The sequence below is a fragment of the Pseudomonas sp. GW821-FHT07G06 genome (genome assembly GCF_058986625.1).
The window spans coordinates 546,886-571,933 of the sequence record NZ_JBYSVW010000002.1 but is presented as its reverse complement, the minus strand read 5'-3'; the positions used below and the strand labels follow the sequence as shown (position 1 = coordinate 571,933).

Annotated in this window: 19 protein-coding genes; 13 read left to right on the top strand and 6 right to left on the bottom strand. The window is 60.6% G+C overall.

Annotated elements, in window-relative coordinates; genetic code table 11:
* Positions 1-10 precede the first annotated feature (10 nt).
* Positions 11-826, bottom strand: coding sequence for an ABC transporter ATP-binding protein (locus tag AC3WJW_RS06110; RefSeq protein WP_493725445.1), 816 nt, complete (start codon positions 824-826; stop codon positions 11-13).
* Positions 823-2,421 carry an ABC transporter permease gene (locus AC3WJW_RS06105; protein ID WP_493725444.1) on the bottom strand — a complete coding sequence of 533 codons (1,599 nt, stop codon included), beginning with the start codon at positions 2,419-2,421 and terminating at the stop codon, positions 823-825. The genes AC3WJW_RS06110 and AC3WJW_RS06105 overlap by 4 nt, the downstream gene beginning before the upstream one ends.
* A gap of 402 nt (positions 2,422-2,823) precedes the next feature.
* On the opposite strand from AC3WJW_RS06105, the gene AC3WJW_RS06100 reads away from it, so the two are divergent.
* Positions 2,824-3,837, top strand: a complete 1,014-nt coding sequence (locus AC3WJW_RS06100) for an ABC transporter substrate-binding protein (RefSeq protein WP_493725443.1) — start codon at positions 2,824-2,826, stop codon at positions 3,835-3,837.
* An 87-nt stretch (positions 3,838-3,924) separates the two neighbouring features.
* On the opposite strand, the gene AC3WJW_RS06095 is transcribed toward AC3WJW_RS06100, so the two are convergent.
* Complete coding sequence (locus AC3WJW_RS06095) at positions 3,925-4,845, bottom strand: LysR family transcriptional regulator (RefSeq protein ID WP_493725442.1); 921 nt, start codon at positions 4,843-4,845, stop codon at positions 3,925-3,927.
* 183 nt (positions 4,846-5,028) lie between these two features.
* On the opposite strand from AC3WJW_RS06095, the gene AC3WJW_RS06090 reads away from it, so the two are divergent.
* From AC3WJW_RS06090 to AC3WJW_RS06055, 8 genes are all read left to right on the top strand, one after another.
* Positions 5,029-5,949: a TauD/TfdA dioxygenase family protein gene (locus tag AC3WJW_RS06090; RefSeq protein ID WP_493725441.1), complete on the top strand. Its 921-nt coding sequence runs from the start codon at positions 5,029-5,031 to the stop codon at positions 5,947-5,949.
* Positions 5,950-6,082: 133 nt separating this feature from the next.
* Positions 6,083-8,443, top strand: a complete 2,361-nt coding sequence (locus tag AC3WJW_RS06085; protein ID WP_493725440.1) for a TonB-dependent receptor — start codon at positions 6,083-6,085, stop codon at positions 8,441-8,443.
* Positions 8,444-8,702: 259 nt separating this feature from the next.
* Positions 8,703-9,512, top strand: a complete 810-nt coding sequence (locus AC3WJW_RS06080; protein WP_493725439.1) for an energy transducer TonB — start codon at positions 8,703-8,705, stop codon at positions 9,510-9,512.
* Positions 9,513-9,556: 44 nt separating this feature from the next.
* Positions 9,557-10,282 carry a MotA/TolQ/ExbB proton channel family protein gene (locus AC3WJW_RS06075; protein WP_007972931.1) on the top strand — a complete coding sequence of 242 codons (726 nt, stop codon included), beginning with the start codon at positions 9,557-9,559 and terminating at the stop codon, positions 10,280-10,282.
* Between the two features lies 1 nt (position 10,283).
* Positions 10,284-10,685: an ExbD/TolR family protein gene (locus AC3WJW_RS06070; RefSeq protein ID WP_007972930.1), complete on the top strand. Its 402-nt coding sequence runs from the start codon at positions 10,284-10,286 to the stop codon at positions 10,683-10,685.
* A gap of 288 nt (positions 10,686-10,973) precedes the next feature.
* Positions 10,974-11,555 (top strand): alpha/beta hydrolase, encoded by a 582-nt coding sequence (locus tag AC3WJW_RS06065; RefSeq protein WP_007972928.1) that lies wholly within the window; start codon positions 10,974-10,976, stop codon positions 11,553-11,555.
* Between the two features lie 55 nt (positions 11,556-11,610).
* Entirely contained in the window at positions 11,611-12,531 is a 921-nt protein-coding gene (locus AC3WJW_RS06060; RefSeq protein ID WP_493725438.1) for a sigma 54-interacting transcriptional regulator, read from the top strand.
* Between the two features lie 252 nt (positions 12,532-12,783).
* Positions 12,784-13,566: a MetQ/NlpA family ABC transporter substrate-binding protein gene (locus AC3WJW_RS06055; RefSeq protein WP_007983099.1), complete on the top strand. Its 783-nt coding sequence runs from the start codon at positions 12,784-12,786 to the stop codon at positions 13,564-13,566.
* A gap of 393 nt (positions 13,567-13,959) precedes the next feature.
* Here AC3WJW_RS06055 and AC3WJW_RS06050 read toward each other — a convergent pair whose 3' ends face one another.
* Complete coding sequence (locus AC3WJW_RS06050; RefSeq protein WP_493725437.1) at positions 13,960-15,156, bottom strand: AAA family ATPase; 1,197 nt, start codon at positions 15,154-15,156, stop codon at positions 13,960-13,962.
* A 177-nt stretch (positions 15,157-15,333) separates the two neighbouring features.
* On the opposite strand from AC3WJW_RS06050, the gene AC3WJW_RS06045 reads away from it, so the two are divergent.
* Genes AC3WJW_RS06045 through AC3WJW_RS06035 form a run of 3 tightly spaced genes read left to right on the top strand, consistent with a single transcriptional unit; the run spans position 15,334 to position 20,545 of the window.
* Positions 15,334-16,437, top strand: a complete 1,104-nt coding sequence (locus AC3WJW_RS06045) for an efflux RND transporter periplasmic adaptor subunit (RefSeq protein ID WP_493725436.1) — start codon at positions 15,334-15,336, stop codon at positions 16,435-16,437.
* Positions 16,434-17,498: an efflux RND transporter periplasmic adaptor subunit gene (locus AC3WJW_RS06040; protein ID WP_493725435.1), complete on the top strand. Its 1,065-nt coding sequence runs from the start codon at positions 16,434-16,436 to the stop codon at positions 17,496-17,498. Before AC3WJW_RS06045 ends, AC3WJW_RS06040 begins: the two co-directional genes overlap by 4 nt.
* Positions 17,495-20,545 (top strand): efflux RND transporter permease subunit, encoded by a 3,051-nt coding sequence (locus tag AC3WJW_RS06035; protein ID WP_493725434.1) that lies wholly within the window; start codon positions 17,495-17,497, stop codon positions 20,543-20,545. Before AC3WJW_RS06040 ends, AC3WJW_RS06035 begins: the two co-directional genes overlap by 4 nt.
* A gap of 98 nt (positions 20,546-20,643) precedes the next feature.
* Here the strand turns inward: AC3WJW_RS06035 and AC3WJW_RS06030 are convergent, their stop codons facing one another.
* Both AC3WJW_RS06030 and AC3WJW_RS06025 read right to left on the bottom strand, forming a co-directional pair.
* On the bottom strand, positions 20,644-21,273 hold the full coding sequence (locus tag AC3WJW_RS06030; RefSeq protein ID WP_493725433.1) for a class I SAM-dependent methyltransferase: 630 nt from the start codon (positions 21,271-21,273) through the stop codon (positions 20,644-20,646).
* Between the two features lie 168 nt (positions 21,274-21,441).
* Positions 21,442-21,780 carry a DUF6124 family protein gene (locus AC3WJW_RS06025; protein WP_102701881.1) on the bottom strand — a complete coding sequence of 113 codons (339 nt, stop codon included), beginning with the start codon at positions 21,778-21,780 and terminating at the stop codon, positions 21,442-21,444.
* Between the two features lie 533 nt (positions 21,781-22,313).
* Here AC3WJW_RS06025 and AC3WJW_RS06020 point away from each other — a divergent pair.
* Entirely contained in the window at positions 22,314-25,046 is a 2,733-nt protein-coding gene (locus AC3WJW_RS06020) for an RHS repeat domain-containing protein (protein ID WP_493725432.1), read from the top strand.
* Positions 25,047-25,048: the final 2 nt, after the last annotated feature.

Here is a 25,048-nt window from a genome sequence, read left to right as displayed (position 1 = left end):
ATTTCCTTTTTCAGTAGGCAATGAAGGACAGCGGCAGATCGCGGACCTGCACCGGCACGGGAGGCTGGTAGTGACCGTCGCTGGTGAGTTCGTGAAGCAGTTCTTCGCGCAATTGGTGGAAGTCGAAACTGCTGCGCTGGCGCGGATGGGGCAGGGCAATGTCGACCACTTGCTTGATCCGCCCCGGACGCGGCTCCATCACCACCACGCGGTCGGCGAGGAAGATCGCTTCCTCGACATCGTGGGTGACCAGCACCGTGGTAATTTTTGCCCGCGCGCGGATCGCCAGCAGTTCGTCCTGCATCTGCTGGCGGGTCAGCGCGTCGAGGGCACCGAAGGGCTCGTCCAGCAGCAGAATCCGTGGGCTGGCCACCAGGCCACGGGCGATGGCCACGCGCTGCGCCATGCCGCCGGAGAGCTGGTGCGGATAGGCACGGGCGAAGTCGCCGAGGCCCACCAGCTCGATGAAGTCATGGATACGCCGATGCTTTTGCGCGGAGCTCAATGGCTCGTTGACCAGGCCCAGGCCGATGTTGTCGGCCACGCTCAGCCACGGGAACAAACGGTGCTCCTGAAAGACGATGCCGCGCTCGCCACCGATGCCGGTGACGGCTTTGCCATCGACGCTTATCTGTCCGCGAAATTGCCTGTCGAGGCCCACCAGCAGCCGCAGCAAAGTGGATTTGCCGCAACCGCTGGAGCCGACGATGGCGACGAACTCGCCCTCGGCGATGTCCAGGTTGAATTCGCGAATGGCCTCCAGTTCGAAGCCGTCGACGTCGAAGGTCTTGCCCACGTGATTGAAGCTGACAATCGGTGCGTTCATGCGTGTCTCCAGCGAGTGGCGCGGATTTCCAGGCGTTGGCCAATAAGGTTGAGCAGGGCGCCGGTCAGCCCCACCAGCAGCATGCCGGCCATGATCAGGTCCATGCGCAGCAGTTGCTGGGCGCCGATCATCTGGCTGCCGATGCCGCCGTTGGACGGCATGAAATATTCGGCGCCGATGGTGCCGAGCCAGGCGTAGATCAGGCTCAGCCTGAGCCCTGCGAAAATTCCCGGCGCCGCCCCCGGCAACACCAACCGACGCAGGCGCTGGGGCAGGTTCAGGCGCAACACCTGCGCGGCCTCGTTGAGTTGTGGCGAGAGATTGGCGACGCTGCGTTGGGTGGCGATGAACAGCGGGAAAAACGCGGCGAGGGCGACGAACACCCACTTGGCCAATTCCCCCAGGCCGAACCACGCGGTGAGCAGCGGCACCCAGGCGAAAATGGCGATCTGGCGGAGGGCGGCGAGGGTCGGGCCGAGCACGCGTTCACTGCTGCGCGACAGTCCCAGCAGCAGGCCCAGAGCGAAGCCGAGCCCGCCACCGAGCAATAACCCGCCAAGGGTTCGGCCCAGACTCAGGGCCATGCCGCCAATCAACGTGCCGTCGAGCAGGCCATGCCAAGTGGTGTGCAGGACGGCCTGCGGGCTGACCAGAATGTTCGGGTCAATCCACTGCTGATCCGAGCTCAGTTGCCACACCACCAGCAGCGCCAGCGGCAGCAGCCACGGTTGCAATCGCTGCCAGCCTTGATAACGCGGCCCGCGACGGATTTCGGCGGTGGCCGGGTGCGGCCAGTGCACCAGCTTCCTGTCCAGCAGGCCGATGCCGCGGTCCATCGCCACGCCGATCAAGCCGATCACCACGATGCACACGAAGACGATGTCGAGCATGAACAACTGGCGTGCCCAGACCATCAGGTATCCGATGCCTTCGCTGGACGCGAGCAGTTCGACAGCGAGCAGCGAGGTCCATCCGGCGGCCAGCGCAAGGCGCACACCGGCCATGAAGGCCGGCAGCGCGGCGGGCAGCACCAGGCGGCGGATCAACAGGTGCCTGGGCAGGCGCAACACGGCGGCGGCTTCGCGCAGCCTGGGTTGCGCATCGCGTACGCCGACCAGTGTGTGCAGGGTCACCGGCACCACGATGGCCTTGATCAGCACCACCAGTTTCAGCACTTCACCGATGCCGAAAAACACCATGAACAAGGGAATCCAGGCCAGGGTCGGGACTTGCGCCAACCCGGCGAAGGTGGGAAACACCAGGCGTTCGAGCGTGCGGCTGAAACCCAGCGCCGCGCCCAATACCGCACCGACACTGATCCCCGTGAGCAGGCCCCAGGACAAACGTTGCAGGCTGATCCACAAATGGCTCCACAGCTCGCCTTGGGACAATTCAATGGCGCTGCTCCAGACCAGGGTCGGCGCCGGCAGGATCTGCTCGCTCATCCAGTGGTTGCGGCTGGCGAGCCACCAGAGTGCAAACAGGCTGAAGGGCAGCAGCCAGGGCAAGAGCCGCTGGCTCAGTGTCGGCCAATGCCGTCGACCATCAAGCCGGGGTGAGGCCAGCGGCAGGCTCAGAAGGGAAACACGGGCCATGGGTGACCTCCGTTGTCGGGTTGCAATGCAAGCCTGTTTTTTGTGGGAGCGAGCTTGCTCGCGATGAGGGTGTGTCAGGCGACTTATGTGCTGGATGACATACCGCTATCGCGAGCAAGCTCGCTCCCACAGGGTTTAATGCGTATGCAAAATTGATCTATAAAAATAAAAATAAATTCTATTTAGGGATAAGCAAGGCCATTTAAGGCTTGGGAGCGCGCGCACATCCAATGCCTTCGAAGAATATTTTTGATGCTGTTTTTGCATACGCCATCGGAAGGCCCGTAGGAGTTGATATAGGTCTAAAAGCTATAAAAATGTGAATTTATAGTATTTAAGTGTTGGTTCTGATTCGGCCTACTTTCGGCTCCTCAACGCCCGTTGCCCCAAGGAGCCGTACCCATGAATCTTCCCTTCAAACGTGTCATCAACCTGTTCGCCGCACCGGCCCTGGCGGGGCTGCTGGTCTTCACGGCCAACGCCGGCGAGCTCAAGGAAATCCGCATCGCCGTGCCGGACCTGAGTGCCGGTACCCAGCACAGCGGTGGCGGTGTAGTGGATGTGTTGCGCGATCAACAGATCTTCGAAAAGGCCTTTGCCGATCAAGGCATCAAGATTCAGTGGAGCTTCTTCAAGGGCGCAGGCCCGGTGATCAACGAAGCGTTCGCCAACGGTCAGGTGGACCTGGCCTACCTCGGCGACCTGGCAGCCATCATCGGCAAGTCCAATGGTCTGGATACGCGATTGCTCAGCGCCTCGGCGCGCGGGGTGAAGCATTACCTCGGCGTGGTACCGGGTTCGGGGATCAAGACCCTGCAAGACCTCAAGGGCAAACGCGTGGCGATCTTCCGTGGCACGGCCAGCCAGTTGTCCTTCGATGCGGCGCTGGCCAGTCAGGGGTTGAGTGAGAAGGATGTGAAAGTCATCAACCTCGACTTCAACGCGGCGGTGGCGGCGCTGGCGGCGAAGCAGATCGATGCCTCGTGGGGTGGTTCCGGGCTTACCGCACTACAGGCCAAGGGACTGGCGGAGTTGCCTCTGACCACCAAGGACCTGGGCGGCGCCGGCAGTGTGCAGGCCGTGTTGGTGGGGACCGGGAAGTTTGTCGACGAGCACCCCGAGGCGGTCGCCACACTGCTCAAGGCTCAACAGCAAGCCGTGGCGTGGCTGACCCAGGACAGCAACAAGGACGCTTACGTTCAGTTGGTGTCAGGGTTGGCGAACTATCCGGCGGTGATCCTCACGCAGGATCTGAAGGATCAGAAACTGAGCGAGGTGTTCCCGTCGACACTTGATCCGGTGTTCCTTGGCAAATTGCAGGATGCGGTGGACCTGGCTTCGCAGCAGAAGCTGATTCGCAAGTCATTCAAGGTGAGCGATTGGGTGGCGCCTGAACTCGCAGCGGCAAAGCTCTGAAAACTTGAAAGATCGCAGCCTTCGGCAGCTCCTACAGGGATCACCGTGTCCTTGTAGGAGCTGCCGAAGGCTGCGATCTTTTGATCTTCAAACCGCAACGGCCATCTGCTGCCTGTCCACCGCCACCAACGTCTCGATCATCGCCCGCGCCGCCGGCGACAACCGGAACCCGGTGCGACTGACAATCCCGCACCGCGCATTCATGCTCTCGATGTTCTGCGGCAAATTACGCCAGTGCAGCAGCACCAGCGAACCCTTGGCAATGTCTTCGATGAACGCCTCTTGCGTGCCCACGCCGATGGCGTTGGATTGCAGCACCACCTTCACCAGCGCCGGAAAATGTTCGGTCTCGAGGGTCGGCGAAAAATCCACCCGCCCACTGAGGTTCGCCAGCAGTTTGCGAATGCCTGGCGGGATCTTCGTGGTCGCCAGCGGGTAATCGAACATGTCGTTGGTCGACAGGCTCTCCTTGGCCAGCAGCGGATGCCCCGGACGGCAGAAAAACACGCCGCGCTTGGGCGTCAGCGCCTGGGTCTGGAAGTTCGGGTCGGACTCGAAATGGCGGATGTCGGCGATGAAGAATTCGATCTCCTCACGGCTCAGGGCGCGGCTGAGTTTTTCCCAGTTATCCACTTCGAAGCAGGTGCGCACTTTCGGGTGTGCATTGATGAATTGCGCCACTGCCTCCGGCACCAGTTTCACCGCCGGCGCCGGGCCGCAACCGAAGCGCAGTTCGCCGGCATCGAGCTTGGTCATCTGCGTCACTTCCGAGCTGAGCAACGCCGCACCCTGCACCAGGCTGCGGGCATGTTGCAGCACCACCAGGCCTTCCGGGGTGGGGCGCAAATCCTTGTTGCCACGGTCCACCAACACGCAGCCGAACTCGTGCTCCAGCCCCTGAATGCTGCGGCTGAAGGCAGGCTGGGTAATGCCCATGGCCTCGGCCGCGCGCACGAAACTGCGGTGTTCGTCGAGGGCGATGAAGTAACGCAACTGGCGAAGATCCATATGCTTTTCCGGCATCCTAAAAATAGCTCGAAGGCATTTGCGACGAGGGTTGACTGAGGTTTTAAATGCAACCTCTTATTCCGTCAACGAAGCATGTTGATATCTATTAGATCTAAATAGAATATAGATAGAGCAGTGTTTCGCGGCCGGTTCAACCGCAAGCAGTCTGATGAGGGTCTACCCATGAGCAATGCCGCTTTCGCAGTACAACCCGCTGTCCACGCGCTTGAAATCCATCCGGTGGCCGGTCGCATCGGTGCCGAAATCCGTGGCGTACAGCTTTCCGGCGAGCTGGATGCCGCCACCGTTGAAGCCATTCAACAGGCGCTGCTGCAATACAAAGTGATCTTCTTCCGCGAGCAGACCCAACTCGACGATCAGCGCCAGGAGGCGTTCGCCCACCTGCTCGGCGAACCGATAGCGCACCCGACTGTGCCGGTGCGCGAAGGCACGCGTTTTCTGCTGGAACTGGACGGTGCCGAGGGCCAGCGTGCGAGCTCCTGGCACACCGACGTGACCTTCGTCGAGGCCTACCCCAAAGCCTCGATCCTGCGCTCGGTGGTGGCTCCGGCTTTCGGTGGCGACACCCTGTGGGCCAACACCGCCACCGCCTACAACGGGTTGTCGGCGGAGCTGCGTGAGCTGGCCGACAAACTGGTCGCCGTGCACAGCAACGAATATGACTACGCCGGCACCCGGCCGGACGTTTCGGCGGAGAAGCTGGAGCGCTATCGCAAGGTCTTCACCTCGACGGTCTACGAGACCGAACACCCGGTGGTGCGCGTGCACCCGATCAGCGGCGAGAAGAGCCTGTTGCTGGGGCATTTCGTCAAACGCATCAAGGGCTATTCCCAGGCCGATTCGGCGCACCTGTTCGGGTTGCTGCAAAGCCATGTGATCCGCCAGGAAAACATCGTGCGCTGGCGCTGGAAGGCCGGTGACGTGGCGATCTGGGACAACCGCTCCACCCAGCATTATGCGGTGGATGACTACGGGACCCAGGACCGGATCGTGCGGCGGGTGACGCTCAAGGGTGAAGTGCCGGTGGGTGTGAACGGGCAGGTCAGCCAGACGGTGAAAGGGCCGGATATCGACGGCGTCTGACCTGACGCCTTCGCGAGCAGGCTCGCTCCCACAGAGATCGCATAGCCACCGCAAATCCCCTGTGGGAGCGAGCCTGCTCGCGAAAGCGGCCTTTCAAGCAACAAAGAACTTTTTTGATCGGGAACCCCGCCTTATGAGTCCGTTGCACTTTGCTCAAACCTCCTCACCCCAACGGCTCAAACGCCTGCCCCTGGCTCTGCTACTGGCAGGCAGTGCCAGCTGGACCCAAGGCTATGCGGCCGAAAGCGCCACCCCTGAAACCAACCCGGCAAAAACCGCCACGGCCGACAATACCCAACTGGCAACCGTGACGGTCACGACTCGCCGCCGCGAAGAAAGCTCGCAGGACGTACCAACCCCGATGAGCGTGGTCAGCGGCCAGACCCTGGAAGCCCAGCGGGTCTATCGCATCCAGGATCTGCAGCAACTGGTGCCCAGCGTCAACGTCGCCTACATGCATGCGCGCCAGTCCAGCGTGTCGATTCGTGGCCTGGGCAACAACCCGGCCAGCGATGGCCTGGAAGGCAGTGTCGGCCTGTACCTCGACAACGTTTACCTCGGCCGGCCGGGCATGGCTGTGTTCGACCTGATGGACATCGAGCAGCTCGAAGTGCTGCGCGGTCCGCAAGGCACCTTGTTCGGCAAGAACACCACCGCCGGTGTGATCAACATCAGCACCCGCGCGCCGACCTTCACCCCGGAACGCAGCATCGAATCTTCGGTGGGCGAGGATGGCTACTTCCAGAGCAAGGGCACGATTTCCGGCCCGCTGAGTGACCAGCTCGCCGGGCGCTTTTCTGCGTATCGCACCCGCAGCGACGGCGATATCAAGAACGAATTCGACGGCCACGATTTGAACGGCGGCTCGCGCGATGGCTTCCGTGGCCAGTTGCTGTTCAAGCCAAACGAATCGTTCAACCTGCGCTGGATCGGCGACTACAACGAAGAAGATTCCAGCGCCGGCACCCGCGTGTTGTTCAGCACCGGGCCGACCATCAATGGCACCAACCTTTACCAGACCCGGGCCAATGCCGCGGGCGCGACACTGGTCGACGGCACCCACCGCAAGGTCAACCTGAACAACGACCAGCATGTCACCGTGCATCAGGGCGGCACGTCGGTGGAAGCGAACTGGACGCTGCCGAGCGACTTCACCCTGACGTCCATCAGCGCCTATCGCTGGTGGAATTTCACCCCGCGCAATGATGACGGCTTGAACGCAACCGTCTTCTACAACGCCGGGGTTTCGGTGGAGGACAAGCAGTACTCCCAGGAGTTTCGCCTGGCGTCGCCTACCGGCGGGTTCTTCGACTACGTGCTTGGCGCCTATTACTTCGGCTCCGACCTGGACAACAAATCCTTCACCTTTTACGGGCCGCAAGCGGATATCTGGAGTGGCACGCCCACCGGTGCGCTGAACAACATCGACAGTGTCGGCAACGGTCATATCGAAACCAACAGCTTCGCGCTGTTCGCACAGGGCACCTGGCACCTGACCGAACGCCTGGATTTCACTGCCGGCCTGCGCGGCACCTATGAAGAGAAAAACGCCTGGGTGACCCGCAATGCACCCGCCGGTGGTGCCGCAGTCACCGGTGCGGCGGCCGCGGCAAGACGTGCTCGTGCGGGGGCCTATGATTCCGGCGATCTGAACCAGTACAGCTCCAGTCCTTCGGGCCTGTTGAACCTCAGCTATCACCTCACCGAGGACCTGCTCACCTACGCCACGTTGTCCCACGGCGAAAAATCCGGTGGGGTCAACCTGGCCGTCGGTATGGCGCCGGTGGCCGGTGCCGACTCGTTGCTGATCGGCACCGAGCGCGCCAACAACGCCGAACTCGGTTTCAAGAGCACCCTGTGGGACCGTCGCCTGCAACTCAACGCCAACCTGTTCTGGACTCAGGTCAACGGCTACCAGACCAACGCCTATGACGAAATCAATCGCGTGCAGTACCTGACCAACGCCGGTTCCGTGCGCTCCCGTGGCGTGGAGTTCGAAAGCACCCTGATCCCGCTGCGCGGCCTGACGCTGAACATCAACGGTTCGTACAACGACGTCAGCTACCTCTCCTACAAGGATGCGCCGTGCCCGCCGGAAGTCAGCCTGGCGCCGGGCGCTCCGGCGTCTTGCGACCTCAGTGGCCATCAAGTGGTCGGCGCCTCGAAATGGATCGGCAACGCCAACGGCGAATACAAGTGGAACCTGAGCAACGGCTTCGAGGAGTACGTCACCGCCAGCTATGCGTTCCGCTCCAAAGCGGTGGGCACAGTGGAAGACTCCGACTTCGGGCAGATCCCGAGTTATGCGGTGGTCAACCTGTCCACCGGTCTACGCGGCGACTTCAACCAGGGGCAGTGGGACGTTTCGTTGTGGCTGAAAAACGCCTTCGACAAAACCTACTACACGACGCTGTGGACGGCCGCCAATGGTGGTTATGAAGGCCTGCTCGGTACGCCACGCACGCTCGGTGTGACCGGCCGATACGACTTCTGACGGCGAAAACGCATGCTTCGAATGAATACTTTCAATGCCCGCAAAGCATCGGATTTTTTCCGTTGCGCCAGAGCCCTTGAACGGCGGGCTCTGGCGGTGGGTTGAGGGTTTTTGTTATTCGTTTTAAGTCTAAATATAAGTTTAAACATTACTTTAAGAGCTAAGCGTTCAAGCCAATGATTGCTCTACCGGGGCGTCGTCGGGGGATGTTCAGCACGACGTTCCGGTTATCCGCAAAGAGACCGCAGGGAGTTAAACAATGGGCAATGTCCAGATCGCCACCGGTGCACATGAGGTGCTTTGGCGCCAGGCACCCGGTGGCGAATTGGTCGACCTCGGCCGACCGCACCGCGTGCCCTTGGGGCAGCTGCGTTTGCAGCGAGCCCCCAAAGGCGTCCTTCGCCGACGTGAAGCAATTGTGCTAGGCGTGCTGGCGTTGCTGGTGCATGGCGCGGTGATCTATTGGGTCAATCAGCAACCGACCCCGGTGCTGCCGATCGTGCCGCCAGAAGTCCCGCCCATGACCATCGAGTTCTCGCGTCCGGCGCCACCAGTGGTCGAGCCGCCGCCACCGCAACCTGTGCAACCCGTGATTGAGCCGCCACCGCCTGTGGAGGATGAACTGGCGGTGAAGCCGCCTCCACCGAAGCCGGTTCCCAAGCCCAAACCGATCGCCAAACCGCTACCGAAACCGGCGCCAAAGGCAGTCGAACAGCCACCCGCGCCGCCACAACCGGCAGCACCTGTCGCGGCCCCGGCGCCACCTGCACCACCGGCCCCTGCGCCCGTAACACCGGCCTCCGCCACCGCCGGCTACTTGAAAAACCCGGCGCCGGAATACCCGTCGCTGGCCCAGCGTCGCGGCTGGGAAGGCACTGTGTTGTTGCGCGTGCATGTGTTGGCCAGCGGCAAGCCCGGCGAGATTCAGATCCAGAAAAGCAGTGGTCGCGATGCGCTGGATGACGCCGCGCTGAACGCGGTGAAACGCTGGAGTTTCGTGCCGGCCAAGCAAGGTGATGTCGCTCAGGACGGCTGGGTCAGCGTGCCCATCGATTTCAAGATTCATTAAACAGAAACCAATTTCGCGCGAAACGTTTACACGAGGAATACATCATGACGCTACTGGCCTCTCCACTTGAATCCATCGAAAGCGCGGTGATCTGGCTGCTGGTGGTTTTTTCCGTCGCGACCTGGGGCCTGGCATTGCTCAAGGGCGTGCAGTTCGGTCGCCTGAAGGCACAGGATCGAAAGTTTCATCAGCAGTTCTGGGCCGCTTCGAGTCTCGACTCGGCGGCCGAACTGAGCGAAACCCGGCCCGGTGCGGCAGCCCGGGTGGCGCAGGCCGGTTATGCGGCCATCCAGGTGGGCGAGACGCCACAGGCGGCGGACTTGAGCCAGGCGATCAACCATCAGGATCGTCTGGAGCGAGCCTTGCGCCAGCAGATCGTGCGCGAGCGCCGGTCGCTGGAAACCGGGTTGGCCGTGCTCGCGAGTATTGGCAGTACCTCGCCGTTCATTGGGCTGTTCGGCACGGTGTGGGGAATCATGGAAGCGTTGAAAGGCATCAGTGCGGCGGGCTCGGCAAGCCTCGAAACGGTCGCCGGGCCGATTGGCGCGGCACTGGTCGCCACGGGCGTGGGGATCGCCGTCGCGGTGCCGGCGGTGCTGGTTTACAACTACTTTTTGCGTCGCTTGAAACTGACGGCGGCGGATTTGGATGACTTCGCCCACGACTTCTACAGCCTGGCGCAGAAGAGTTCGTTCCGCGTGCTGATTCACCCGACGGCACACAAGGTGGCAGCCCAGGGCAACGCGCAGAAAGTGAAGGAGGCGTCCTGATATGGCCTTCTCCACGCAAGACACCGATGAGGTGCTCAGCGAGATCAACGTGACGCCGCTGGTGGATGTGATGCTGGTGTTGCTGGTGGTGTTCATCGTCACCGCACCGCTGCTGACCAACGCCATTCCGATCAACCTGCCCAAGACCGAGGCGGTGGCGCCGGTGGAGCAGAAGGACCCGTTGGTGGTGAGCATCGACGGTGCCGGCAAACTGTTCATCAACAAGGACGAGATACAGCCGGACTTGCTGGAGTTCAACCTCAAGTCGGCGAAGGCCAAGGACCCCGAGGTGCGCGTGCAGTTGCAGGCGGACGATGGTGTGAATTACGGCGAGGTGGCGCGAGCCATGGCATCGATTGAGCGGGCAGGGATTACCAAGCTGTCGGTGATCACTGCGCGTTAACGGATTTTCGTTTTCCGGGGCCGTCTCCTTGGCAGGGTGCGGCCCCTTTTTTTGCTTCAACTTTCGCGAACACACTGTTCCCTGTGGGAGCGAGCTTGCTCGCGATGGCGGTGGATCAATCGACATCGATGGTGAATGTCCGGGCCCTATCGCGAGCAAGCTCGCTCCCACAGGTTGCATGTTTAATATTCGATATAGATCTTAATAAATAGCTTCTTATTCCTTAACGAATATAACTCTCCTCCCTATACTCGACCGGGAACAGACACGCAGCAGGAGAGCTCCCCCATGCGCAACGAATCAATTCGCTATCTGATTGTGCCGGGCTGGCAAGGATCGCCAGAAGATCATTGGCAAAGCCACTGGCAGAACAGCCTGCCGAACAGCGCACGGGTGGAGCAGGCCGACTGGCTGACGCCGCGCCGTGAAGACTGGGTCGCGGCGCTGGCCGAGGCGATTGCTGCCGACAGCACGCCGGTCATCCTGATCGCACACAGCCTGGGTTGCATCACCGTCGCCCATTGGGCGGCCACCGCGCCTGTGCAGTTCCTGCGTCAGGTGCGCGGTGCCCTGCTGGTCGCCCCGGCGGACGTCGAGCGCCCGGCCTGTGCACCGGCCTTGCGCAACTTCGCGCCGATCCCGACGGATCTGCTGCCATTTCCGAGCCAGGTCGTCAGCTCCGACAACGACAGCGCCGTCAGTGCGCCGCGAGCCCTGGAGCTGGCGCGCAACTGGGGGGCCGAGGCGGGGATTCTGGCGGGGGCGGGGCATATCAACGTGAAGTCCGGTCACCAGCGTTGGGAGCAGGGTTTTGCCTACCTCTATCGCCTGCAAAACCGCATGGAACACCACGCCCTGCGCCGCGCTTGAACACTTTTTTTATTTAACGCCCCCGTCTCCCGGCGGTTTTGGGCGGGAGTCTGCCATGAGCTTTGAAACCTTCGGTCAGCCGCTGCTGACCTTTCCCGACGCCGAAAAAAGTCCCCTGAGCATCCGCGCCAAGGCGCTGGTGTTTGTCGATCCGCGTTCGCGGCTATTACGTGAAGACCTTGAGCAACTGGCCACGCGCTCAGTCTCGGTGCTGATCCGTGGCGAAACCGGCACCGGCAAGGAGTTGCTGGCCCGTCATATCCACCGCGCCAGTGATCGCGGCGGGTTGTTCGTGTCGGTCAACTGCGGCGCCATCAGCCCGACCTACGCCGACGCCGAGCTGTTCGGTTATGCGGCGGGCAGCTACAGCGGTTCGGCGAGCAGTCGTGCCGGCTGGTTCGGTTCGGCCAACGGCGGCACGCTGTACCTGGACGAAATCGGTGACCTGCCGCTGCCGATCCAGATCAAGCTGCTCGCTGCCCTGGAGAACCATGAAGTCACCCGCGTCGGCGCTCAGCAGCCGAGCCCGGTGGATGTGCGGCTGGTGGCGGCCACCAGCATCGATCTGGCCCAGGCGGTGGCCGCCGGAAAATTCCATGAACGGCTCTATCACTACCTCAGTGAAGGCCCGCTCGAACTGCCGGCGCTGCGCGAGCGTACGGGGGACATCCTGCCGCTGGCCGAATACTTCCTCGGTATCTACAGCCAGCGCCTCGACCTGCCGGTGCCGTTGATCAGCGAAGCGGCGCAACTTGTGCTGGAACGCCACAGTTGGCCGGGCAATACCCGGGAGCTGGAAAACGTCATTCACTTTGCGCTGCTGGTGAGTACAGGCGACGAGATTTTGCCGGAGCATTTGAATTTGCCTGATCCGTTGGCGCAGATCGACAGTCAGATCAAGCAGATTCTCGACAATGGATCAGCCGCCGAACGAACAGCCTTGAAAAACCTCCTGCGCGACGCCCGGCTTTTGTAGGAGCTGCCGAAGGCTGCGATCTTTTGATCCTCGCAAATTCGGGCCGCCAAAGATCAAGAGCAAAAGATCGCAGCCTGCGGCAGCTCCTACAGGGTTGTATGAACAAAATGGAATATGAAGCTGAATAAACGTTATTGTTCGGGAATAAAAAATCCCGGTATTGTCCGCTTCACGCCAGCGATAGCACTTCACTGGCACTCTCATCTTCAAGCCGTCGCCACAAGCGACTGTGATTTTCGATAAGGACACTGCATGAAAAAGGTTCTGTTGTTCACCGCACTGGCGGCTGCCCTGACCGCGGGCCTGGCCCAGGCTGGCGAGAAACTGGTGGTTGCGGCAACGCCGATTCCACACGCCGAAATTCTTGAGCTGATCAAGCCAACCCTCGCCAAAGAAGGCGTGGACCTGGAAATCAAAGTCTTCACCGACTACGTTCAGCCGAACGTGCAGGTCGACCAGAAGCGTCTGGACGCCAACTACTTTCAGACCCTGCCGTACCTCAAGAGCTTCAACGAAGGCAAAGGCACCCACCTGGAAACCGTGATCGGTGTTCACGTTGAACCGTTTGGCGGCTACTCGAAGAAAGTCAAAACCCTGGCTGAGCTCAAAGACGGCGCGACCATCGCCATCCCGAACGAAGGCAGCAACAGCGGCCGTGCCCTGATCCTGCTGCAGAAGGCTGGTCTGATCGAGTTGAAAGACCCGAAAAACGCCCTGGCCACGCCAAAAGACATCGCCAAGAACCCGCACAACTTCAAGTTCAAGGAGCTTGAATCGGCCATGCTGCCGCGTGTGCTGGATCAGGTCGACCTGGACATGATCAACACCAACTACGCGCTGGAAGCGGGTCTGAACCCGGCTAAAGACGCGCTGGTGATCGAAGGTGCCGACTCGCCTTACGTGAACTTCCTGGTGGCCCGTCCGGACAACAAGGACAGCGTTGCCATCCAGAAACTGGCCAAGGCCCTGACCAGCCCGGAAGTGAAAGCCTTCATCGAGAAGAAGTACAGCGGCGCGGTATTGCCAGCGTTCTGATTCGCGAAGCAAACCCCTTCAAGGTTTCAAACGCCGACGGCTGATTTAGCGTCGGCGTTTTTTTACGACTGAGGATCAAAAGATCGCAGCCTTCGGCAGCTCCTACATTGGAATGCGTTTCCCTGTAGGAGCTGCCGAAGGCTGCGATCTTTTTTGGATCAGGCCGGCCTGGCCTTCAACGCCCTGCGCAACGCCATCAAGAGTTTCAGAATGTCCTGCGGATCCAGCCGTTGCGGCGGTGGTTCGTCTGCCATGTTCTCGTCCTTGTGAGGTGTTGGCCGGGAGTCTGGCCAAAAGTGGTTCGTCCTTGGAGTTGTGTTTCGAAAAAAAGATCCTTCCTACGCCGCAAGGGAAAATAGACGTCTTCCCTCATCCCGGTAAATCACGCGCCGTTCAATCCGGCCAATACCATGCTGGCTCATCCAGCATGCGCTGACCCACGATCCCGGTCTGGCCAAGATTTTTTTCCAGCACGATGCAGTTGCAGTCCGGGTCCTCCTGCAACGCCGAAATCAAGCGCCGGGCATGGGACACCACCCACACCTGGCACTGCGCCGAGGCACGGATGATCAAGCGTGCCAGCGCCGGCAGCAGGTCCGGATGCAGGCTGGTTTCCGGTTCGTTCAGCACCATCAGTGTCGGCGGCCGTGGCGTCAGCAGTGCCGCGACCAGCAGCAGGTAACGCAAGGTTCCGTCCGACAGTTCGGCGGCTGACAGCGGCCGCAACAGACCTTCCTGAAAGAACTCGATGGCGAAGCGTCCACCGGGCAGAGGTTCGATGTTCAGCCGTGCGCCGGGGAAGGCGTCGCTGATCGCCGCCCGCAAGGCATCGGGATCACCGATTTCGATGATCGTCTGCAAGGCCGCCGCCAGATCGCGTCCGTCGTGATGCAGCACCGGCGTGCGAGTACCCAGTTGCGGTTGACGCGCCGGGGCGTCGGCATCGCTGCGAAAATGATCGTAAAAGCGCCAGCGGCGGATGAACTCGCGCATCTCCAGCACTTCCGGCGAACCGCGCAGGCTGCCGACCTGATCGAACAGGCTGTCGAACGTCGGCGTGTGCTGCGCCAGCACATCCCACTTGCGTTCGGCGCGGGCGCGGATCATCGGGCCGTCACGATCGACCAGCAGACTGGCCGGGCGGTAGAACGCGCCTGCCCACAGGCATTCGCGCTTGATCTGCGGGTCGAGGCTGAAATAGGACGGGATCGGCGAGCTGTGCCCGGGCAGCATGAAATGGCCATTGGAATCGGGAAGGCCGAGGCTGATCGAATAGCCGAAATCTTCTCCCGCAAACCCCAGGCGCAGGCGCTTGACGCCTTGGCGCACGGTGGGCTCGATGGCGACTTCGCCGGTGCGCATGCGCCGGGAGAGGGTTTCCGGGCCGGCCCAGAAGGTCGAATCCAGCCCGCCTTCACGGGCCAGGGCATTGACCACGCCGCCGTGGGCGGTTTCCGCCAGCAGGCGCAGCGCACGGTACAGGTTGGACTTGCCGCTGCCGTTGGGGCCGGTGATCAGATTCAGTCGGCCCAGCGGGATCACCAGTTTGTTGATCGAGCGGTAGTTGGCTACCGCGAGCGTGTTGAGCATGTGGGTTCCTGTGGCGGGGTCGAGCGAGGCCCATTGTCCGGTACGGGCAGGTGTCTGGCGCAAGTGTTTTGGACGTAAGGCAGGGTGAATTTTTTCTTCATAAGACGCTCGTGCAAGGTTCCTGTCCTGTTCTAAGCTCTCTGTCGTGCTGTACATGAAAAAGGCCAAGGAGATTGCATGGTGGTTCCCGGATTCAAAGTAGTCATGGCCTTGAGTGTCGTCACCCTGCTGACGGCTTGCGACGAGAAAAAAACCGTGCAGGAATACCTGCCACGGGTGTTCGTGCAAGTCGTCAAGCCGGCGGACTACGCGGCCCCGGTTACCCTCACCGGTGATATTCAGGCGCGGGTACAGACGGAGCTGTCTTTCCGTGTGGGTGGCAAGATCATCCAGCGTTCGGTTGACGTCGGCGATCGAGTGAGCGCCAAGCAAGTGCTGGCCCGGCTCGACCCCAAGGACTTGCAGAGCAACGTCGACTCGGCCCAGGCACAAGTGGCCGCCGAACAGGCGCGGGTGAAGCAGAACGCGGCGGCATTCGTACGCCAGCAAAAACTCCTGCCCAAGGGTTATACCAGCCAGAGTGAATATGACTCGGCCCAGGCCGCCTTGAACAGCAGCCAGAGCGCCCTGAGCGCCGCCCAGGCGCAGTTGGCCAATGCCAAGGATCAGTTGAGTTATACGGCGCTGGTCGCCGATGCGCCGGGGATCATTACCGAGCGCCAGGCGGAAGTCGGCCAGGTGGTTCAGGCGACGATGCCGATCTTCAGCCTGGCCCGTGACGGCGACCGCGATGCGGTGTTCAACGTTTATGAATCGCTGCTGGCCGAGAAGCCGAGCGATGACACCATTGTCCTGAGCCTGCTCGACAACCCGGCGATCAAAACCACCGGCACCGTGCGCGAAATCACCCCGGCGGTGTCGGCGCAATCGGGTACCGTGCAGGTCAAGGTCGGCCTCAACAGTCTGCCCGACGGCATGCAATTGGGCTCGGTGGTGAGTGCCACGGCCAGGGGGTCGGGCAAGTCGGTCATCGAGTTGCCGTGGTCGGCACTGACCAAAAACATCAGTGAACCCGCTGTCTGGATTGTCGACGACAAGGGCAAGGCCCAGTTGCATTCGGTCACTGTCGGCCGCTACCTGACGGGCAAGGTCATCATCAGCGGCGGGTTGAAAGACGGCGACAAAGTCATCATCGCGGGCGGCCAACTCTTGCACCCTGACATGGAAGTCGAGATTGCCGAAGACACTTACAAGGATCTGACGTGGGGAGCCAAGCCATGAAGCCTTTATGGGCGTTGTCCATCGGGCTGGTGCTGAGCGCCTGTTCCAAAAGCGAACCACCGCCGGCACCGGTACGGCCGGTGTTGTCGATCAAGGTCCAGACCTTGAACGAAGAGGACCTGGGCCGCTTCGCCGGCAGCATCCAGGCGCGCTATCAAAGCGATACCGGCTTCCGCGTGGGCGGGCGGATCGCCAGCCGTAACGTCGATGTCGGCACCGAGGTGGAGAAGGGGACACTGCTCGCCACCCTCGATCCATCCGATCAGCAGAACCAGTTGCGTTCGGCCCAGGGCGACCTGGCGAAGATCCAGGCGCAACTGATCAATGCCAAGGCCAGTGCCCAGCGTCAACAGGCCCTGTTCGATCGCGGGGTCGGCGCGCAAGCGCAACTCGACGCGGCGAACACGGACCTGAAAACCACCCAGGCCTCCCTCGATCAGGCCCGGGCGGCCGTCAACCAGAGCAAAGACCAATTGGGCTACACCGAGCTGCGCGCCGACCATAAAGCCGTGGTCACTGCGTGGAGCGCCGAGGCCGGGCAAGTGGTGACGGCGGGTCAGCAAGTGGTGACCCTGGCGCAACCGGACATCAAGGAAGCGGTGATCGACCTGCCCGATACCCTCGTTGATCAGTTGCCCAGCGATGTGGTGTTTCAGGTCGCTGCGCAACTGGATCCGAGCATCAACACCACCGCGATCATCCGTGAAATCGAACCCCAGGCTCAAAGCGCGACACGCACCCGTCGCGCCCGTCTGACCCTGGCCGAAACGCCACAGGGCTTCCGCTTGGGCACGGCCATCAGCGTCACCCTGAGCACGGCGATCAAGCCGCGCATCGAGTTGCCAGTCACCGCGCTGCAGGAGGTCGATGGCAAGCCGCGTATCTGGGTGATCGATGCACAGAATAAAACCGTCTCTCCCCGTGACATCACCGTGATCAGCCGCACCGACAGCACCGTGGTGCTGGCCGGCGGCGTGAAGAACGGCGAGCGGGTGGTCAGTGCCGGGGTCAACAGCCTCAAGCCGGGGCAGAAAGTGAAAATCGACGAGGACAGTCAATGAAAGGGCCTTTCAACCTCTCGGAATGGGCCCTCAAGCATCAGTCGTTCATCTGGTATCTGATGTTCGTCGCGTTGCTGATGGGTGTGTTCTCGTATTTCAACCTGGGGCGCGAGGAAGATCCGTCGTTCACCATCAAAACCATGGTGATCCAGAGCAAATGGCCGGGGGCGACCCAGGAGGAAACCCTCAAGCAGATCACCGACCGGATCGAGAAAAAGCTCGAAGAGCTCGACTCCCTCGACTATGTGAAAAGCTACACGCGCCCGGGCGAATCGACGGTGTACGTGTACCTGCGCGACACCACCAGTGCCAAGGACATCCCGGAAATCTGGTACCAGGTGCGCAAGAAGATCAACGACATCAAGTACCAGTTCCCGCAAGGTATACAGGGGCCGTCGTTCAACGATGAGTTCGGTGACGTCTTCGGGTCGATCTACGCCTTCACCGCCGACGGCCTGACCCTGCGTCAGTTGCGCGACTACGTGGAACAGGCCCGCATGGAAATACGCGGTGTGCCGGGCCTGGGCAAGATCGAAATGGTCGGCCAGCAGGACGAAGTGCTGTACCTGAACTTCTCCACGCGCAAACTCGCCGCGCTGGGCATCGATGAACGTCAGGTGGTGCAGAGCCTGCAATCCCAGAACGCCGTGACCCCGGCGGGTGTCATCGAGGCCGGGCCGGAGCGGATTTCGGTGCGCACGTCAGGGAAGTTCGCTTCGGAGAAAGACCTGGCCGAGGTCAACCTCAAGCTCAACGACCGTTACTATCGTCTGGCCGACATTGCCGAAATCCGCCGCGGCTACGTCGATCCGGCCTCGCCGGAATTCCGCTTCAACGGCAAACCGGCCATCGGCCTGGCGATTGCCATGCAGAAGGGTGGCAACGTCCAGGCATTCGGCAAGGCCTTGCACGCCCGTATAGACGAATTGACCGCAGACCTGCCGGTGGGCGTCGGCATTTACAACGTGTCCGACCAGGCCGTGGTGGTCGAGGAGGCCGTCGGCGGCTTTACCAGCGCGCTGTTCGAGGCGGTGGTGATCGTGCTGCTGGTCAGCTTCGTCAGCCTTGGCGTGCGCGCCGGGTTGGTGGTGGCCTGCTCGATCCCGCTGGTGCTGGCGATGGTGTTTGTATTCATGGAGTACAGCGGCATCACCATGCAGCGGATTTCCCTCGGTGCACTGATCATCGCCCTCGGCCTGCTGGTGGACGATGCGATGATCACCGTGGAGATGATGGTCACGCGCCTGGAATTGGGCGAGACCAAGGAGCAGGCGGCAACCTTCGCCTACACCTCCACGGCGTTCCCGATGCTCACCGGTACGCTGGTCACGGTGGCGGGCTTCGTGCCGATCGGCTTGAACGCCAGCTCGGCCGGTGAATACACCTACACCCTGTTTGCGGTGATTGCCTGCGCGATGCTGGTGTCGTGGGTGGTGGCGGTTCTGTTTGCGCCGGTGATCGGCGTGCACATTCTCAGCACCAAAGTGAAACCCCATGAAGGCGAACCCGGGCGCATCGGCAAGGCGTTCAACGGCGGGCTGCTGTGGTGCATGCGCAATCGCTGGTGGGCCATCGGCATTACGGTGCTGTGTTTTGTGCTGGCGCTGTTTTGCATGCGCTTCGTGCAGAACCAGTTCTTCCCGTCTTCGGACCGCCCGGAAATCCTGGTGGACCTGAACCTGCCGCAAAACGCCTCGATCGATGAAACCCGTCGGGCTGTCGATCGCCTTGAAGCCACGCTCAAGGACGACCCGGACATCGAGCGCTGGAGCACTTACATCGGGCAGGGCGCAATCCGCTTCTATCTGCCACTGGACCAGCAACTGCAGAACCCCTTCTACGCGCAGTTGGTGATCGTCAGCAAAGGCCACACCCGTGAGGCCATGATGCAGAAGCTTCGCGAGCGCTTGCGCAATGACTTCGTCGGCATCGGCAGTTATGTCCAGGCACTGGAAATGGGCCCGCCGGTAGGGCGTCCGATCCAGTACCGGATCAGCGGCAAGGACATCGACCAGGTGCGCCGACATGCCATCGACCTGGCCACGGAGCTGGACAAGAACCCGCATGTGGGCGAGATCATCTACGACTGGAACGAACCGGGCAAAGTGCTGCGCATCGACATCGCCCAGGACAAGGCGCGGCAGTTGGGGCTGTCTTCCGAGGATGTGGCCAACCTGATGAACGGCATCGTCAGCGGCCAGTCGGTGACCCAGGTCGATGACGACATCTATCTGATCAACGTGGTCGGTCGTGCGGTGGATTCCGAACGGGGAACGCCGGAAACCCTGCAGAACCTGCAAATCGTCACGCCGAACGGCACGTCGATTCCGCTGCTGGCGTTCGCCACGGTGCGCTACGAACTGGAGCAGCCGTTGGTATGGCGCAGGGATCGCCTACCGACCATTACCATCAAGGCGGCGATCCGCGACGAGATCCAGCCGACGGACCTGGTGAAAATCCTCAAGCCGTCCATCGACGCGTTCGCAGCCAAATTGCCGGCGGGCTACAAGGTCGCCACCGGTGGTACGGTGGAGGAAAGCGGCAAGGCCCAGGGACCGATTGCCAAGGTTGTGCCGTTGATGCTGTTCCTGATGGCGACCTTCCTGATGATTCAGCTGCACAGCGTGCAGAAGCTGTTCCTGGTGGCCAGCGTCGCGCCGCTGGGGCTGATCGGCGTGGTGATCGCGCTGGTGCCAACGGGTACGCCCATGGGCTTCGTGGCGATCCTCGGGATTCTCGCGTTGATCGGTATCATCATCCGTAACTCGGTAATCCTGGTGACCCAGATCGAGGAGTACGAGCAGAAGGGTTATGCGCCGTGGGATGCGGTGGTACAGGCCACCGAACATCGGCGTCGGCCGATCCTGCTGACCGCGGCGGCGGCGAGCATGGGGATGATCCCGATTGCCCGGGAAGTGTTCTGGGGGCCGATGGCCTACGCGATGATCGGTGGGATCGTCATCGCCACCTTGCTGACGCTGCTGTTTTTGCCGGCGCTGTATGTGGCCTGGTACAAGATTCGCGAGCCGAAGAAAGAGGCTGTTTAAAAAGCGAGCGCTTCGCGCTCATCGCGAGCAAGCTCGCTCCCACAGGTGTACGCGGTCAACTGTGGGAGCGAGCTTGCTCGCGATGGCGTCGGGACTGACTACACAGCTTTACGCCACACACTCGCCAACCAAGGCTGCTGCTCCCGCGGCAGCCCGACCGGCCGGTAGTAATGCTCCAACTCCACAAACCCCGCCTCGATCAGCAACTGCTGCCAGGCCGCCAGGTCGTGATACGCCCCATAACGCGGCCCGTTCCAGCCTTCCTGATTCTCGCCACGGGGATTGGAACTGAACAACACCCCACCCGGTTTCAGCGTGCCCCACAACTGCTTCAACACCCGTGGCAACTCCTGACGCGGAACATGAAACAGCACCGCATTGGCAAAAACCCCGTCGAAACGCTCGGCCGGTAGATCGAGCTTCAGAAAGTCCTGCTGCCACACCTCGCAACCGCTGTCGTCCCGGGCCATCTGCGCGAATTTTTCCGAACCGTCGAGGCCGACGGCTGTGTGGCCCATGCGGGTGAAGGTTTGCAGATCACGGCCGGGTCCGCAGCCGAAGTCGAGAATGTCGAAAGGCGCCTCACCCTGGATGTGCCGCAACAGGGCATCGATGTTCTGGCTGACGTCGTGATCTCGCGTCCCTTCACGAAAACTTTCGGCCACCGCGTTGTAGTGGCCCAGGGTCGTGGTGGTGATCTGTTCGAGGTCGATGGGTGTTTGTTTCATGGTCGGCTGCGCAGGCAATTTGGATTCACCGAATATACGCCATGGCGCCGGGGGCTGCTGAGCAGCCCATCGCGAGCAAGCTCGCTCCCACAGATATCCACGGTCAACTGTGGGAGCGAGCTTGCTCGCGATGGCGGTGGCATAGACAACCGATGATTAAAGTCAGACTCAGCCCTTTTTCATCCCCAAGCACTCAATGGAGTGATCCACCATCGCCTTGGCAATCTCCAGCAAATGCCAGATCGAATACACCATCGCCCGGTCGGCGCCCTTGAGCTGGTCGCCACACTGATACGCCGTGACCGAAGCACAGCGCAGCAGGTCGGCGACATAGAGCTGGGTGTCTTCGAAGCTCACGTCCTTGCTGACGTTGTAGAAGCGCATTTCATCGGGTGCTGCGGGTTGCTTGCCGGTGAGGTGGAAATCGATGGCGCGGTAGAGCGCGGAGCGATCCCTGAGTGGGTCTTCGGTGGAGGTTTCGGGGGGATCGGGAACGGATTTTTCCATGAGTGTTACTCCTATTGCTGCATGGGAGCCATCACTTATCGCCTACTAAACGATTGGGTGGCGGCTGTACGCAGGTTAGTAGGCCGGTCAATAGGAAAACCGGTGCACCCGAAGGTGCCCCACGCACAGCCACCATATTCTGCATGCGGCAAAATTTGCCGGACATGAGCATGGAATCGCTATGCGCCTATTGTTCCGGGCTACTAAACCCGATCACTGATGAGCAGTGACGGACCGAGACTAGCCACCGGATTTGGCAGGCGCAAGCGAGCGAAATGATCTAGGAAACGTCCTGCAAAGGAAAGGGAACGAGCCTGCAAAACCGCTGATTTCCCTGTACGAAAACTTACCTCCGAAGACCAATGATGACCTGTGGCAGGTGAGCTTTTGTGGCGAGGGGGCTTGCCCCCGTTGGGTCGCGAAGCGGCCCTAAAACCATTCAATGAGGTGCGTCACCTGTAACTTCTTACAGTTTCGGTCCGGTCAAAAAAGGCCCAGTCTGTCCTCAGTCAAAGCGAAGGGCCGTCAATTTCGTGAACGCTCACCCCCACACCGCGACACCGACGCTGTCGGTCATTGACCCGCGCACTCTGGCGATTCGCAGCGTGGGTTACTGTCGCCACCCGGACAGCCCGGTGATTGATCCACGCATCACCCGGCAACGCTTCGACGCGGCAGGTCACTTGACCGAGTCCTGGGACCCACGGTTGTGGGGCACCTCGAAGCCGAACCTGACCACGCTCTACGGCTTGAGTGGCCAACCGTTGCTGACGGACAGCGTCGATGCCGGATGGCAATTGAGCTTGCTCGATCAGGCGGGTTCGCCCTGTTCATTCTGGGATGCGCGCGGGAGCCAGCGTCACACCCGGTTCGACGAACAACAGCGGCCGATCACCGTCACCGAACAGGCTGCGGGAGATCTGCCGCGCGTGGTGGAGCGCTTGACCTACGCAGATTCCGCTCCTGCTTTCGCCGAGCACAACCAGTGCGGGCAGTTGATCCGTCATGACGACCCGGCCGGCAGTCAGGTTTATTCCGAGTATGGAATGGCCGCAGCGGTGTTGCGGGAAGAGCGGCGCTTTCTCGCCGAGCTTGAAACGCCTGACTGGCCGCTCGAACCCGAGGCCCGGGACGACTGCCTGGAAGATCAGTCGTTCATCACCCGCTACAGCTTCAATCCCACGGGCGAGCTACGGCAGCAGACCGACGCCATGGGCAATCTCCGCACTTTCGGTTACGACCTCGCGGGCAAGCCGGATGAGGCCTGGCTGCAAGTGGCCGGGGAGGGGAAACCGTCAACGCGACTGGTCAGCGCCATCCGCTACAACGCCCTCGATCAGGTCGAAAGCGAAACTGCCGGCAATGGCGTGGTGACCCGTGTCGAATACGCGGCGGAGGACGGTCGCTTGCTCAGGTTGCAGGCCGCGCTCGGCAGTCAAAAGCAGTTGCAGGACCTGAACTACGTTTACGACGCGGTGGGCAACATCGTAGAACTGCTAGACCGGTCCCAACCGGTGACCCATTTCAACAATCAGCGTATCGACCCGATCAACCGCTACCGCTACGACAGCCAGTATCAACTGGTCGAAGCCCAAGGCTGGGAGGTCAGCCAGCCGAGCCATGGCCCGGCCCTGCCAACACTGTTGCCCACACCGCTGGACCCCAACCAACGGCGCAATTACACCCAGCAATTTGAATACGACCGGGGTGGCAACCTGATCACCCGTCAGCACAGCGGGGCGCCGGGTTTCTCGATGTTCACCTCGGCGCTGAGTAACCGCAGTCTGGCGCAACGCGACGATGGTTCGCTGCCGGGAGAGGGTGATATTGCATTGGGTTTCGATGCCTGTGGCAATCAACGGGAACTGCAACGTGGTCAAGTTATGGCCTGGGACCGTCGCAATCAATTGAGCCGCGTGACGTTGGTCAAACGCGAAACCGGGCCTGACGACTACGAAAGCTACCGCTACGACCGCCCCGGCCATCGCTTGCGCAAAGTGGGATTCGCCCAAAGCAGCGGCCGCACCTTGCGCACCGATGTCCGTTACCTCCCGGGTCTGGAAATCCACCGCCAGGCCGAGGGTGAAGAACATCACGTGATCAGTGTCGAGGTCGGACGCAGCAACGTGCAGGCATTGCACTGGCCCCAGGGGACGCACAGTGACCAACTGCGTTACAGCCTCAGCGATCACCTTGGCTCCAGCACCCTGGAGCTGGATGACGAGGCAGGCGTGCTGACCCGGGAACACTATTACCCCTTTGGCGGCACGGCGTGCTGGGCGGGGAAAAGTGCGTTGGTGGCGCAGTACAAGACCCTTCGTTATTCGGGGAAAGAGCGGGATGCGACGGGGCTTTATTACTATGGCTATCGTTATTACGTGCCTTGGTTGCAGCGATGGGTAAACCCGGATCCTGCGGGACCTGTTGATGGTCCAAATATGTACTGGTCTTTCAGAAATAATCCGGTCGTGCTTTTTGATATACAAGGAATGGGTGTTTTTAATTTTTCCGAAGACCCTAATAAAAAGACAGGGTCGGATACTTCTATGATCAAAAAGCTCGTAGTTGATTATGACGTTCCGAACATGCATCCAGGTGTTGATCTTGCCAAGTATCTTGAACAATCTAAACCAGGTAATAGCTTCGCTGGGATTATTAATGTGGTTACCGGAGAAGTTAATATTTATCCATTGAGTTTGGATCGTGCTGACGATGATTCAAATGTACCTGTTCCAAGCTGGAAGAGTCCTTATGAAGGGAGTTTGCATGATGGTGGAAGTGCGATTTTGCATAAATGGGTGCCCAAGGGTTATCCTCCAGATGCTCCTAAACTAACTTCGCATCGCCAAATTACAAGGATTTACTCAAAGAAAGAATTTGAGGAAATTGGGTTTACCTTAAATGATGTTAGGAATCTCCCAGAGTTTTCATCTAAAGGTTACAAAAAAATTCCTGCGATATCAGGGACATCTAGAACATTAAATACTAAAAAAACATATCAGGTGCCTGATAATTTTTTGTCCGTTGGGACGAATAGGGAAGATTACAGGCTGGCGGCGACGATATTTAAGAGCGCTGATCACGACTCATCGGGCGTGGTTCCATTTGAAGGGTTGCCGATAGAAGTAAAGGTAGATTTGATACGTATGTTTTCTAGTGTGAGCCTTACACTGGGACAGAATGCTTTAACCTTGAAAAAGTTATTTGAAGATGAACTTCGTCGGCCGGAGTTGGAAGTGCATCATAAATATTCCTTGGCAGCGTAAGA

What these genes read in the sequence shown, in the direction of transcription:
- AC3WJW_RS06060 (WP_493725438.1), top strand. Translation starts at nt 11,611, where the DNA reads ATGAGCTTTGAAACCTTCGGTCAGCCGCTGCTGACCTTTCCCGACGCC.
- AC3WJW_RS06105 (WP_493725444.1), bottom strand. Translation starts at nt 2,421, where the DNA reads ATGGCCCGTGTTTCCCTTCTGAGCCTGCCGCTGGCCTCACCCCGGCTT.
- AC3WJW_RS06070 (WP_007972930.1), top strand. Translation starts at nt 10,284, where the DNA reads ATGGCCTTCTCCACGCAAGACACCGATGAGGTGCTCAGCGAGATCAAC.
- AC3WJW_RS06045 (WP_493725436.1), top strand. Translation starts at nt 15,334, where the DNA reads ATGGTGGTTCCCGGATTCAAAGTAGTCATGGCCTTGAGTGTCGTCACC.
- AC3WJW_RS06050 (WP_493725437.1), bottom strand. Translation starts at nt 15,156, where the DNA reads ATGCTCAACACGCTCGCGGTAGCCAACTACCGCTCGATCAACAAACTG.
- AC3WJW_RS06030 (WP_493725433.1), bottom strand. Translation starts at nt 21,273, where the DNA reads ATGAAACAAACACCCATCGACCTCGAACAGATCACCACCACGACCCTG.
- AC3WJW_RS06090 (WP_493725441.1), top strand. Translation starts at nt 5,029, where the DNA reads ATGAGCAATGCCGCTTTCGCAGTACAACCCGCTGTCCACGCGCTTGAA.
- AC3WJW_RS06065 (WP_007972928.1), top strand. Translation starts at nt 10,974, where the DNA reads ATGCGCAACGAATCAATTCGCTATCTGATTGTGCCGGGCTGGCAAGGA.
- AC3WJW_RS06025 (WP_102701881.1), bottom strand. Translation starts at nt 21,780, where the DNA reads ATGGAAAAATCCGTTCCCGATCCCCCCGAAACCTCCACCGAAGACCCA.
- AC3WJW_RS06100 (WP_493725443.1), top strand. Translation starts at nt 2,824, where the DNA reads ATGAATCTTCCCTTCAAACGTGTCATCAACCTGTTCGCCGCACCGGCC.
- AC3WJW_RS06110 (WP_493725445.1), bottom strand. Translation starts at nt 826, where the DNA reads ATGAACGCACCGATTGTCAGCTTCAATCACGTGGGCAAGACCTTCGAC.
- AC3WJW_RS06075 (WP_007972931.1), top strand. Translation starts at nt 9,557, where the DNA reads ATGACGCTACTGGCCTCTCCACTTGAATCCATCGAAAGCGCGGTGATC.
- AC3WJW_RS06035 (WP_493725434.1), top strand. Translation starts at nt 17,495, where the DNA reads ATGAAAGGGCCTTTCAACCTCTCGGAATGGGCCCTCAAGCATCAGTCG.
- AC3WJW_RS06080 (WP_493725439.1), top strand. Translation starts at nt 8,703, where the DNA reads ATGGGCAATGTCCAGATCGCCACCGGTGCACATGAGGTGCTTTGGCGC.
- AC3WJW_RS06055 (WP_007983099.1), top strand. Translation starts at nt 12,784, where the DNA reads ATGAAAAAGGTTCTGTTGTTCACCGCACTGGCGGCTGCCCTGACCGCG.
- AC3WJW_RS06095 (WP_493725442.1), bottom strand. Translation starts at nt 4,845, where the DNA reads ATGGATCTTCGCCAGTTGCGTTACTTCATCGCCCTCGACGAACACCGC.
- AC3WJW_RS06040 (WP_493725435.1), top strand. Translation starts at nt 16,434, where the DNA reads ATGAAGCCTTTATGGGCGTTGTCCATCGGGCTGGTGCTGAGCGCCTGT.
- AC3WJW_RS06085 (WP_493725440.1), top strand. Translation starts at nt 6,083, where the DNA reads ATGAGTCCGTTGCACTTTGCTCAAACCTCCTCACCCCAACGGCTCAAA.